At 68.5% G+C, this 11538-nt stretch carries 10 protein-coding genes; 7 read left to right on the forward strand and 3 right to left on the reverse strand.

Going from position 1 to position 11538, the window contains the following annotated elements; genetic code table 11:
- Window positions 1–3: 3 nt before the first annotated feature.
- Both MFF24_RS00895 and MFF24_RS00900 read right to left on the reverse strand, forming a co-directional pair.
- Window positions 4–1905 carry an efflux RND transporter periplasmic adaptor subunit gene (locus MFF24_RS00895; RefSeq protein ID WP_238221693.1) on the reverse strand — a complete coding sequence of 634 codons (1902 nt, stop codon included), beginning with the start codon at window positions 1903–1905 and terminating at the stop codon, window positions 4–6.
- A gap of 92 nt (window positions 1906–1997) precedes the next feature.
- On the reverse strand, window positions 1998–2294 hold the full coding sequence (locus tag MFF24_RS00900) for a DUF3467 domain-containing protein (protein WP_108940296.1): 297 nt from the start codon (window positions 2292–2294) through the stop codon (window positions 1998–2000).
- 416 nt (window positions 2295–2710) lie between these two features.
- Between MFF24_RS00900 and MFF24_RS00905 the strand changes: the two genes are divergently transcribed.
- From MFF24_RS00905 to MFF24_RS00925, 5 genes are read left to right on the forward strand one after another with little or no spacing between them, the layout of a single operon-like run.
- Complete coding sequence (locus MFF24_RS00905) at window positions 2711–3724, forward strand: methyltransferase (RefSeq protein WP_238221695.1); 1014 nt, start codon at window positions 2711–2713, stop codon at window positions 3722–3724.
- A complete protein-coding gene (locus MFF24_RS00910) occupies window positions 3721–4374 on the forward strand; it encodes an AAA family ATPase (protein WP_238221697.1) in 654 nt (217 codons plus the stop codon). Before MFF24_RS00905 ends, MFF24_RS00910 begins: the two co-directional genes overlap by 4 nt.
- Window positions 4375–4403: 29 nt before the next feature.
- Window positions 4404–6791: a tryptophan 7-halogenase gene (locus tag MFF24_RS00915; protein WP_238221699.1), complete on the forward strand. Its 2388-nt coding sequence runs from the start codon at window positions 4404–4406 to the stop codon at window positions 6789–6791.
- The gene (locus MFF24_RS00920; RefSeq protein ID WP_238221701.1) at window positions 6788–7663 is read left to right on the forward strand and encodes a hypothetical protein; all 876 of its coding nucleotides are present in this window, start codon (window positions 6788–6790) and stop codon (window positions 7661–7663) included. The genes MFF24_RS00915 and MFF24_RS00920 overlap by 4 nt, the downstream gene beginning before the upstream one ends.
- Window positions 7664–7677: 14 nt before the next feature.
- On the forward strand, window positions 7678–8610 hold the full coding sequence (locus tag MFF24_RS00925) for a radical SAM protein (RefSeq protein ID WP_238221702.1): 933 nt from the start codon (window positions 7678–7680) through the stop codon (window positions 8608–8610).
- A 71-nt stretch (window positions 8611–8681) separates the two neighbouring features.
- On the opposite strand, the gene MFF24_RS00930 is transcribed toward MFF24_RS00925, so the two are convergent.
- On the reverse strand, window positions 8682–9611 hold the full coding sequence (locus MFF24_RS00930; protein WP_373322649.1) for a helix-turn-helix domain-containing protein: 930 nt from the start codon (window positions 9609–9611) through the stop codon (window positions 8682–8684).
- A gap of 466 nt (window positions 9612–10077) precedes the next feature.
- On the opposite strand from MFF24_RS00930, the gene MFF24_RS00935 reads away from it, so the two are divergent.
- Together MFF24_RS00935 and MFF24_RS00940 are read left to right on the forward strand one after the other, a co-directional pair.
- Window positions 10078–10314: a hypothetical protein gene (locus MFF24_RS00935; RefSeq protein WP_238221706.1), complete on the forward strand. Its 237-nt coding sequence runs from the start codon at window positions 10078–10080 to the stop codon at window positions 10312–10314.
- 234 nt (window positions 10315–10548) lie between these two features.
- The gene (locus MFF24_RS00940; protein WP_238221708.1) at window positions 10549–11349 is read left to right on the forward strand and encodes a SapC family protein; all 801 of its coding nucleotides are present in this window, start codon (window positions 10549–10551) and stop codon (window positions 11347–11349) included.
- Window positions 11350–11538 lie beyond the last annotated feature (189 nt).

Consider the following 11538-nt stretch of genomic DNA (forward strand, 5'->3'; position numbering starts at 1 on the left):
CCCTCACGGCCACCAGTGCCAGACGGCGAGGCGCAGCCAATCGACGATCGGCCGGGCCCAGATCCAGGCGAGCAGCCGCCGGTCGACATCGACCTTGGCGATACCCTCCATGCCCGGCCGCAGCCGGGTGGCGCCGTCGGCGATCCGGCCCTCGACGCGGAACAGGTTGCGGCCGTTCCTGGCCTCGGCCACCGGGGTGATGGTCTGGATCGTCAGCATTTGCGGCTGGTCGGGCAGGGATGTCGCGAGCACGTGCCCGGTCTGGCCCTCGCGCAGGTCGGCGATCAGGCGCTCGTCTACGCTGAGGACGACGCGGTAGCTGTCGAGCGGGGCGATCTCGAACAGCACCTGTCCGCGGCTGACGGCGCCGCCGATGGATTGCGAGAGGTCGCCGGAGACAATCAAGCCATCGAAGGGCGCGGTGAACTTCGAGCGCGCGATCTGCTCGTCGAGCAGGCGAATCTGCGCGTCGGCCTGATCGATCTGGCTCTTCACCACGTTGATCGTGGCCGGTTGGCGCGTGGCCAGCGCCTTGTCGTATTCGTAGGTGCGTTGCTGGCGCTCAGTGACCCAGCGCAGGCGCTCCAGGGCGAGGTCCCGATCCTCCAGGGCGGCAAGGAGGTCGCCCTTGCGCACCGTGTCGCCGGCGCGGTGCCCGGCGGTCTTCAGGTAGCCGTCGTAGGAGGCGACCACCGAGCGGCGCACGAGGCCCTCGACGCGGGCATCCGCCGTCACGCGGTAGTCGGTCTGGATCACCGACAGCGCCAGAACCAAGGCGAGCGTGGCGGCAAGGCCGAGTTTGAGTCCGGTCTTGTTCGGGCCGAAGACCAGTCGCGCGCCGTTCATGACCGCGTCGCTGGCCTTCAGCACGAGCCAGCGGTCGTTCTGCCGTTTGTCCTCCAGCACCGGCCCGATGGCGGCGGCGCAGGCGCTCACCTGCTCGACCGTCTCCAGGCTGAACGGCTGGTCGGCGGGGCGCTCGAGGGTGATCGCGCCGACGAAGCGGTCGTCAACCAGCATCGGCACGGTCAGCACCCGACCGCCATATTGCAGGCGGGCGAGGTCGGCATGCGCCGTCGTAACGGTGGCCTCGTTCTCCGGCGGCGGGAACAGGATCAGGCTGCGCTGGTCGATCGCCTCGTTCATGCAGGCGCCGAGGCGGCGCACGAGATTCATCTCGCGGCCGAACTGCGCCGAGTGCGAGATCGCGGTGATCCGGGCGCTTCCGCGCCGCACGAAGCCGATCGCTGCCCGCTGGCAGGAGAAGGCGATGGCCAGATCCGTCACCGCGGCGGTGCAGGCGGCGGAGAAGCGCGACTGCTCCAGCACCCCAGCGAGGAGATCGAGGACGGAGCGCGAGCGCGCGAGTGTCCGGCGCTCGCCCCGCCCGATCAACTCGGCCTGCTTGGCGACGAGCCACGCGCTGCCCCACTGCACCTGTCGAATGGCGGCGCGCAGCTCGTCCTTATCGAGGCTGTCGAGGGCGAAGCCGGCGACGGCGAAGCAGGCATCGTCGAGGGCCAGCGGCAGCGCGATCCAAGCGCCGGAGACCTGCGGTGGTGCACCGGGGAGGGGGCCGGTCTCTGCCATCGCCTGCACGACCGGGCGGTTCTCGCGCAGGGCGGCCTCGGCGGTCTCGCGCAGGCCGGCCTCGCACTCAGATTGCGCCGGGAATACGGCGAGCGGGGCGAGCCCGACGGAGGTGCCCGGAAGCAGGACGCAAGCCCGTGGCGCGCCGAGCATCGGCGCCTGAAGCGTGAGCCACGCCTCCGCCGCCGCCTGAAGCGTCTGGGCGGTTCGGAGCACCTGCCACAGGGCCGGCTCCAGCAGGGACAGGCGCGCGGCTGAGCCCGCTGCGGACAGGCCCGACGCGGAGAAGCCCTCCACCGCCAAACGCTCGCTCATGGCCCCCGGATTCCTTGACTGACGGCGTTCAGGGTGTTGCGTGGGAAGGGCCCCGCCGCCGCGCTGTCGGATGCGGCGGCGGGGCAGGGCGATCAGGCGTCGAGGTCGAGGCGCCCGTGCCGGTTCTCGTACTCGGCCAGGACGCCGCCGAGGACGGAGTGGAGGCGCTTGGCCGCGAGCGGCGTGAGGATCACGCGGTTCGAGAGATCAACCACCACGTTCTCGGTCGCGGCGAGATTCCAAGTCCGGTTTGTGCCGAAGAACAGGTCCACCTGCTCGCGGGTGCCCTGCACGTTCACGACATTGGCGAACTGCGTCGACATGCTGTCCTCACGCCACTCGATCGCACGCACCTGATCGGCCGCACCGGGCTTGCTGCTCTCGCTCACGACTGTCCCCTCTTCTGCGCGCTCCACCGCGCGTCGTCACTCTGGACTGTTCCGCATCGCTACCATGCCGGGGCCTGAGCGGATCGCGGAGTCTAAGTCCTCGTCAAGACATTGCACGAATAAAGCCGCCATTGAACGGCGGCTTGCCTTATGAGCTCAGCGAAACCAAGTCGCCTTGCATTTATGGCACACAGGGCGATAGGAGCTATTGCACGGTTTGTGCGATTCGATCACGAATGGAATGTGGCGGCGGCAATGGCCACGAAGCAAAATGCGTTGATCCAGCGTCTCAATTCAAGGCTTCCTTCGCGGCCGAGCTGTAATCGGGCGTCTCTCGGCTGCGCGTACCCGGCTTCATGCTGATGCCGATCGGAGGGCGGCAGGCGTCGGAGGTGCCGGGTCCGGATTTTCCGTTCGTGGACCGCTTCCTCGAGAGCGAGGTCGCCGCACAGGCTCTCACCTTCGCCCTAGCCTCCGGTCTGATCGACCGTCTCGCCCGCCGCTCGGACATGGCGGCGGCGGAACTCGCCGACGCGTTCCGCCTCGATCCGCCGCGCTCTGCTTGCCTTTTCGGCCTCCTCGTCGGTGCCGGCGTCGCGGCCGAGCCGGCACCGGGCCGGATCGCCCTGAGCCTGGCGTTCCGCGCCGTGCTGCCCTGCCGCGACCTGATCGAGGCGAAGCTCGCCTTCGCCGCCGCCGCGTCCGAGGATCTGCGCCGGCACTTCCCCGCCTTCGTTTCGGATCTGCCGGCCTTCATGGCGGCCTCGCGCACCTTCGAGTTGTTCCGCTACGACCGCTGCTTCGAGGTCACGCCCGAGAACCTCGACGCCACCCGGCGCTGGGTCGCCTACACCACCTGCCTGACCCGCTACGAGGCCGGGCCCTGCCTCGACCGAATCGAGCCTAGCCGCCACCGGCGCCTGCTCGATCTCGGCGGCAATAGCGGCGAATTCGCCGCCCGGGCCTGCCGCCGCGCCCCGGCCCTGACCGCGACGGTGTTCGACCTGCCCGTCGTCTGCGCGCTCGGCCGCGAGAACCTCGCGGGCCGGCGGGAGGGGGCCCGTGTTACCTTCCTGGCCGGCGACATGCGGCGCGATCCCCTGCCCGAGGGGCATGACCTCGTCACCTTCAAGTCTGTGCTGCACGATTGGCCGGCGGAGGAAGCCCACGCCCTGCTCCGGCGCGCCGGTCATGCCCTGACGCCGGGCGGTCGCCTCGTGATCTATGAGCGGGCGCCGATGCGCCTGCACGAGCGCGCGCCTGGATATGTCCAATCGGCTGACCTCGTGTTCCAGCCCTTCTTCCGCGAGGCCGACTTCTATGCCGAGGCGCTGGCGGACCTCGGCTTCGTCGAGTGCCGCGTCCGCAGCCTCGCGCTGGAGACGCCGTTCCACTTGATCGAGGCGCGCAAACCCGGCGGTGCCTCGTGATCGCGCCCTTTGTCGTCGCGGTGACCGGACCGCCGGGCAGCGGAAAGACCACCTTGTCCCGCGCCCTGGCGGAGCGTCTCGGTGGCGCGCCGGTTCTGTCCTACGACGCCTACGAGACCATCACCGGCTGGCCGCCGGAACGGGGGGCGGCGTGGCTCGCGGACGGTGCGCCCTTTGACGCGGTGCCCGTGCCGGGGCTCGCCGAGGATCTGGCGCGACTGCGGCGCGGCGAGCCGGTTCCGGACCGGGAGCGCGGCGGCACGTTGCGTCTGGCACGGCGCGGGGCGCGGCCGGTCATCGTTCTCGACACCCTTCTCGGCCGAGCCCATCCCGGTACGGGGACGCAGATCGACCATCTGGTCTGGCTCGACCTGCCACTGGATCGCGCACTGGCGCGCAAGCTGCGCAGCTTCACCGAAGAGGCACGGCGCGACCCGTCCGCGGCGCCCGGATTTCTCGCAGCGCTCGATGCCTATCTCGGCCGCTACGACACCCTGCTTCACCCGACCTACGCGCTGCAGCGCGACCGGGTGAGGCCGTCGGCCGACCAGATCCTCGGGGCCGGCACGCTCGCCGAGCACCTCGCGGCCATCGAATCCACCCTCGATTCCATCTTCCACGCCACCCTCACAGCCGCGCCGACGGCGTGAGGGGCGACGCCTGCGGAGCCGACAACCCGATGTTCAGGTCCGAACGCTCCGCGCCACCGCGGCTGGTCGTCGCCGGCGGCGGCCCCGCCGGCTGGATGGCCGCTTTCTATCTCAAGCGCGTCCTGCGCCGGGCCGGCTGGAGCGTGACCCTCGTCGGGGCGGCCCCGGCAGCGGGCACGCCTGTCGCCCTGGCGACGCGGCCGTCCTTCACCCGCTTCCTCAATGGATTCAACATCGACGAGGCGATCTTCATGCGCCGCTGCGCGGCGACCTATCGGCTCGCCAGCCGCTACGACGACTGGTTCGCCGAAGGAGAGGGGCACTGGCATCCGTTCGGTGCCTGCGGCCCAAGGATCGCCGGCCGCGACCTGTTTCATTACTGGATGAAACTCCGCGGCGCGGGCGCCGAGGACGAAGCCGGAAGCTATTCGGACTACGCGCCTCAGGCGCTGATGGCAGCCGCTGGACGCGGCCCCCGCCCGGAGGCGGAGCGATCCTCGCTCACCGAGTCCGGCGAGTACGGCTATCACCTCGACCGGGCCGCCCTCGTCCGCTTCCTGCGCGAGCTGGCCCTTGCCGAGGGCGTGCGCGCGGTGAGCGGCCGCGTCCGTGGGATCGAGCGGGACCTCTACGGCGATGTCGCCGCCCTCGTCCTCGACGCAGGGCAGACGGTCGAGGGCGACATCTTCCTCGACTGTACCGGCGCGGCCTCGCAGCTGATCGGAACCGCCCTCGGCGAAGCCTGGAATGCCGGCAGCGGTCCCGGCGACCGCCTAGTCCGCCTGTCCCGGCCGCGCTTGCCCGAGGCGCCGCCCTTCACCGCGTATCGCGGGCGGGCGGAGGGATGGACGGCGTCGCTGCCGCTGGCTGACCGCACGGAGCACCACTTCGTCTACGACAGCCGGACCACGCCGCCGGAGGCCGCGGCGGAGATCCTGCACCGCGCCGTCGACGGCGAGGGGGATCTCGCGCATGCGGAGCTGCGATACGGTCGCCGCGCCGCGCCGTGGCAGCGCAACGTCGTCGCCATCGGCGCCGCGGCCGGAGCCGTCGAGCCGCTCGTCGGCTTCGATCTCGATCTCGTCCTGGCCGGTTTGGAGGCGTTCCTCGCCTACCTGCCGCGGCAGGGGGAGGGGGGCGACGTGCTCCGCCGCGCTTACAACGCGCGGCTGAACCGCTTCCACGACGATGCCGCCGAGGCGGTTGCCGCGCATTACGTCCTCGGTCGGCGGCCGGACCGGTTCTGGGCGAATGCCCGCGCCGTAACGATCCCCGACCGGCTCGCCGACCGGCTCGACCTCTACGAATTGGCTGGTCACGTCGCCCTGAGCGAGGAGGCGCTGTTTGCCGAGGGAGACCACTACCTGCTGTTCTCCGGGGCCGAGTTCCTGCCGCGCCGGCCCTTCGCCCCGGTCGATGTCGCCGATGGCCGCGAGGTCGCGCGGCTGCTGGCGAGCATCCGTGCGCAATCGGGCCGGGTCGCACAGGCCATGGCGCCGCATGCCCGCCTGATCGAGGCGCTGCACGGTCCAGCACCCGCCGCGGCAGCCGCGATCCGCGTTGCGGCGGCGGAGGCGCCCGCTGGCCCGGCGAGCCTGCGCGGGACGCCCGCGGGCGCACGCCTCGCCGATCTGGTCGCCGGCCTCGGCCAGCCCTTCGGCTACGAGCGCTCGGTGAAGGCGACCCCAGCGGGATTGCAGACCGAGCGCTTCCTGGTCAGCCTGCACCGCACCAGCCTCGGCCTGGCGCCGGGCAAGACCCTTGACCACCTCGCCGCGAGGCTCGGATTGCCGGAGCGGGAGCGCGCCGAGGCCGCCGACTTGATCGCTGATGCGGACATCCTTCATCTCGGATACGAGGACGGCCCATCGGGTGCGCTCTACAAGCTCTACGTCGAGTGGTCGTCGCGCACGGATGCGACCTGGAGCGGCGCGGACGAGACCGGGGCGGAGACGATGCTGGTCCACCGCGCCTACAAGTGGAGGCCCGAGGGCGGTCATCCCCCCATCGTCACCCTCTACCACTGGCCACAGGTGCGCAGTCCCGAGGACATCGAGGCGCGGCTGAGCCGGATCGCCGACGCCTGGGGCGCGGCCGGCACCCCCGTGCTCGACACCGCCCGCGCGATCCTGCGGCTGGCGCGGGAGAGGGGGCGCGGCTTTGTCCACTATCTCGAAGCCCGCGAGGAGCCGGGACAACGCCTGTCCTACGACCTCAACCTCTATGCCTGCGGCCTGAGCGTGGCCGATGCGGAGCCGCTGCTCGGCCAAGCCTTCGTGGATCTCGGCATTCCGCCCCAGGCCGCGGCGGCGGTGCTGGCTGAACGGCTTCGGGAAAGTCTGGGGCACGTCGCCGGCGGCGTCGGCCGCGACGGACAGCCCTTCCTGACCGTCTATTCCGGCAAGGCGGGCGCGTGAGCGGCCTCGACCCCGCCCGGCTGGAGCTCTCCGCGCCGGGCGACCGCTACGCCGATTACTGCCTGTGGGACTACGAGCCGGTCGGGCCGACGGCGGGACGCCTTCGCCAGGCCAGCCTGCTCTGGCACTCGCTCGCCTGCGCGGGAGCGGATCCCCGACTCTTCGCGATTTGCGACGCGCTGCGCGACGGCCTCGGTCCCGGTCGCAGTGTCTGGGGCGCGAAGCTTCGGGATGGTGTCACGACCTGGGAGTTCTATTTCTACGACTATGCCCGGTTGGACCGTACCGTCTCGATCGAGCGCGTGCTGGCGATCCTGGCACCCTTCGCACCCTGCGGCCTGCGCTACGCCGGAGCGCGGCCCTACTTCATGTTTTCGCTCGACCTCGACGATGGTCTCGCTCGGGCTGAGCGCGGCCTCGACCGTCTGAACATCTATGTCGGCAATCCTGGAAGCAGCGTCTCGTCCGGCCTCAGCTACGGGCTCACCGCGGAGGGACTCGTCTTCGACAACCTCTACAGCTTCTTCGACGCCGCCCGCGAGCGCGAAGCGATCCGGGCCAAGGCCGCCTGCTCGGCCCATCTCGATCTGCCCGGCCTCGATCTCGACGCGATTCTGTGGCCCGAACTGATGCGCTGCGGCGTCGTAGTCGTGGCCAACAAGCGCCTATGCGACGGCGTCTATTTCTCGCGCGTCGGAATCGACGGGCTGATCGCCTTCCTCGACCGCCTCGCCTATCCGCCCGCGATCCGCGACTTCGTCCGTGGCGAGCGGCGGCGCCTGTCGCACCTGCTATTCGATGTCGGAATCGACTACGCGATCATCGACGGCAGACTGACGGTGACGAAGAGCGCGTATTACGGACTTCTCTGAATCGGTGGGACGCCATGGGACGCTACGACCACGCGGCTTACGTCTCCCTGACGATGGAGTTCCGCTGCAATCTCAAATGCATTCACTGCATGATCGAGGGGACGATGGACCGGCTCGCGCCGGAATCAGACGCGCATTTCGAGGAAATTCTCGCCCGCAACGCCCGCGAGCGGCGCTGGACCGGCCTGATTCTGACCGGTTCCGAGATCACACTGCGGCGCGACCTGCCCGACCTCGCGCGGCGGGCGCGGGCGAGCGGCTTCGACCATGTCCGTATCCAGACCCACGGCATGCATCTCGGCCAGCCGAGCTTCTGCCACCGGCTGGTCGAGGCCGGAATCGACGAGTTCTTCGTCTCGATCGCCGGCAGCGATGCCGCCAGCCACGATGCCCTCACCCTCGTGCCGGGCTCGTTCGAACGCGCCTTGCGCGGCCTGGAAACCCTCGATGCTATGGAGGGCGTTGAGACCCTTACCAACACCGTGGTGACCGAGCGCAGCTACCGCCTGCTGCCTGTTCTGGTCGATCGGCTCGCCCACCTCAAGCGCCTGACTCAGATGGAGTTCTGGGTCTACTTCCCGATGTCCGAACGCGACGAGAAGGGCCTCGTCGCCCGCCATGCCGACGTCCTGCCCTACCTCCGCGAGGCGGTGCTAAGGGCCCGCGCGCTCGGACGCGCCGTCGAGGTGAAGAACTTTCCGGAATGCCTGCTCGGTGATCTCGGCGACGCGCTCGTCAACGGCCAACCCGAGTTGCACATCGATCCGGATTTCTGGCGGGAGTTCGGGCGCAACGGCTTCTATCAGTGCGTCCACCGGGAGGTCTGCTCCTCCCGCGAATGCCTGGGCCTCAACACGGCCTACATCGAAAAGTTCGGCCTCGAAGCCGACAGTTTGCAGCCGTTGCGCGCATCCCGGCGTCGGGCCTGGAGCCGGGCTCCGGCCTGAGGCGGCGATGCCGCCGCTCCGGCGCGCCGCCTTGTGTTTTCAGGCTGGCCGCCTCCTGTCGGTGCGACGCGTCAGCGGTTCCCGAGCCGGGGCCACCAGTCGTGAAGGACTTCGAGGTCGGTCCGCGTGTCCTTCTGGGCGAGGGCGACCTGCTCGGCCCGGAACTCGCTCGCGGTGATGCCGAACTGGGCGCGGAAGCTGCGGCTGAAATGGACCTTGCCGCGGAACCCGAAATCGGCCGCGAGCCGGGAGAGGCGGCGCGTTTCCAGCGGATCGCTGAGGGCGGCTCGGACCGCCAGCAGCCGCCGCTCCTGAACCGAGCGCATGATGCCGCCGTAGGGTGCGAACATCCGGTAGAGGGTTGCGCGCGACACGCCGATCTCGTTGGCGATCATCTCCGGTGACAGCTCCGGCGAGGCGAGATGGGTGCGGATCGTCTGCTCGGCAAGTGCGAGATGACTGGCGGCGAGCGTCGGTGATTCCGTGATCTCTTCGGCGCGCGCGGGATCGAGCAGTACCCGTAGGAAATCCAGCGTTTGCGTCACGACCTCCGCGACATCCGGTTCTTCGAGGAGCGTGCTGCGTTCGCGTAGGGCCATCAGGTGCGCGGCGAGAAGCCGGTTGCGCGCGGGATCGAGCCGCGGCGGCAGCGGGCTGTCGGCAAGGCCCGGCAGCAAGGCACGCGGAACGATCAGCGCGATCGTGTCCGATGAGGCCGCGAGCGTGTCGACCTCCTGGGCAAGGTCGATGATCGCGACCTGCGACGACCAGACCGTGGTCTGCTGCCCGCTGATGAGGCCGTTGAAACCGCCGACATTGTAGAGATGGAAGAGGATGTGATCCGGCGTACGGGCGATGAGATCCGGGTCGCGGCGGTAGCTCTGCGCCCCGAACACGACCCGTGCCACCATGATGTCGCCAATCACGGCACCGCTGGCCGAACCGGTCGGGCTTTGCTGGTCGGGATGGAAGGCCCGCGGCTCGAACAGGGGGCCGACCACGCCTCGCCAGATCTCTGCCGCGGTCTCGTGCGACAGCCCGGTGGTGAGGTAATCCAGTCGCTGGAGAGAGGCCACGAGACAAACGACTTCCAAGAACACGATCGGGAGGCTTTTTCACCTCCGGCCGTGGGTGCCTGCACCGATGAAATAGGAACGAGATCCGTGGTGGCGTTAGTGCATAAGGAGCTTCTTTGAAGGAGTTGTTGATAGTATAGGAATGATCTGCTTCAGGATGATCAGGGTATTTCTCGTTCTACCATGAGGGGCGGCCCGGCCTAGCAAGCTTCGTCCGATGCTTCGGCACAGCTAAATCCGGCGGGTGGCTTTTCAAGTGCGAAGTTCCACCGCAAAAGTTGCTCGGGCGATCACCTGAGCGTTCAGCTCCGACGGCTTGCCAGTCGTGAAAGGTTCACGATTGTCAAACGTTTCCGCCAGATCGCGGTTATAGCAATTTTAGTCGTTCGGCATGGGCCGGTTCTCGATACCTGCTGAAGGTTTTCGTCGATTCCAGGGCTTTTGGAGCGACGATGCGGGGTTGTTTGCTTTAGAACTATCTTATGGATATGGCGGGTTCGACGTGACGGTCGTCGCGATCTTCTACTCGGCCATGGCTGAAGTCGGACATCGCTGTGCCGAAACTTCTGTGTCCCGGCGCGCGGATCTCGGCTTCGACCTCGGGTCGGGCCTGGACGAAGCCACATGACAATTTTTGCGACGACCGTTTCCGCGATTGCTTGCAACGGCCGCGGCCCCGAAACAGGAGCGGCAGGATTGATCAACGCGAACTGGGCCGCCGTTCCTATCCGGCGAGGTCTGGTTCTGAGACGCTGGATCAATCGAAAAAATGGAACCATCCCTCTCAAACGAGGGGCGGTACTGATATGCATCAGAAGGCGAAGATGCGGAAATCGCACAAGCGCCGCAATGTGGGGTCGGAATGAGTAAGCAGCTTCTCATCTACGAGCGTGCCGTGCCGGTGACGCGCCAGCGTCATGGGGCGTGGTCAGTCAAGGCGGGGGCATCGTTCGAGTTCGCGCGCAGCGTCAACTCCGTGCCGCTGATGGTGGCCGAGTTTACGAACGCCGCGGCCGAGTACACCATCGTCTTCGGCGGCGCGGAAGACGAGATTATCCCGGTTGCCCTGCTCGGAATTCGCGACAGCGAGAATCTCTACGTCTCCGACTCCGGCACCTGGACTGGGACCTACGTTCCGGCCTTCCTGCGCCGCTACCCGTTCGTGTTCTCCAGCGACAACGCCAACGAGGCCGACGCGACCTTCACGCTCTGCGTCGATGAAGAGTTCTCTGGCTGCAACGACGAGGGCCGGGGCGAGCGCCTGTTCGATGCCGACGGCGAGCGTACGCAGTACCTTCAGAACGTCCTGGGCTTCCTCCAGGCCTATCAGGTGCAGTTCCAGCGCACCAAGCTGTTCGTGAAGCGGCTGCAGGAGTTCGGTCTTCTGGAGCCGATGCAGGCACAGTTCACGCTGCGCAGCGGCCAGCGCTCGACCCTGTCGGGCTTCAGTGTGGTCAACCGTGAGCGCCTCAAGGCCCTCGCGCCCGAGCAGCTCGCCGAGCTGATGCAGGCGGACGAGATGGAGCTCGTCTATCTGCACCTCGCTTCGCTTCGGAACCTGACGCCGATCGCCGAGCGGATCGGTGGTCCGGTCGATGCCGCTCAGGCCGCGGAAACCGCTCCGTCCTCGCCGACGGACTTCGAGACGTCGGGCAACGCCTGATCCGAGGGCCCGCGCCGGCCTCGCCAAGGGGCTGGCGCGGCGTGCATGACCGGGCGGCGCCTTTTCGGGTGCCGTTCCAGATTTCAATGATGGCTTTCGCACCCCCGGCCGCCTCACCGTGTGCCGGGCAAGGCTGTCTGCTGCGCGTCCGCCGAGGACGCCGGCGTCCGGGTTTTGGAGAGAGCGGCA

Source organism: Methylorubrum aminovorans, from assembly GCF_022179725.1.
GTDB classification, from domain to species: domain Bacteria; phylum Pseudomonadota; class Alphaproteobacteria; order Rhizobiales; family Beijerinckiaceae; genus Methylobacterium; species Methylobacterium aminovorans.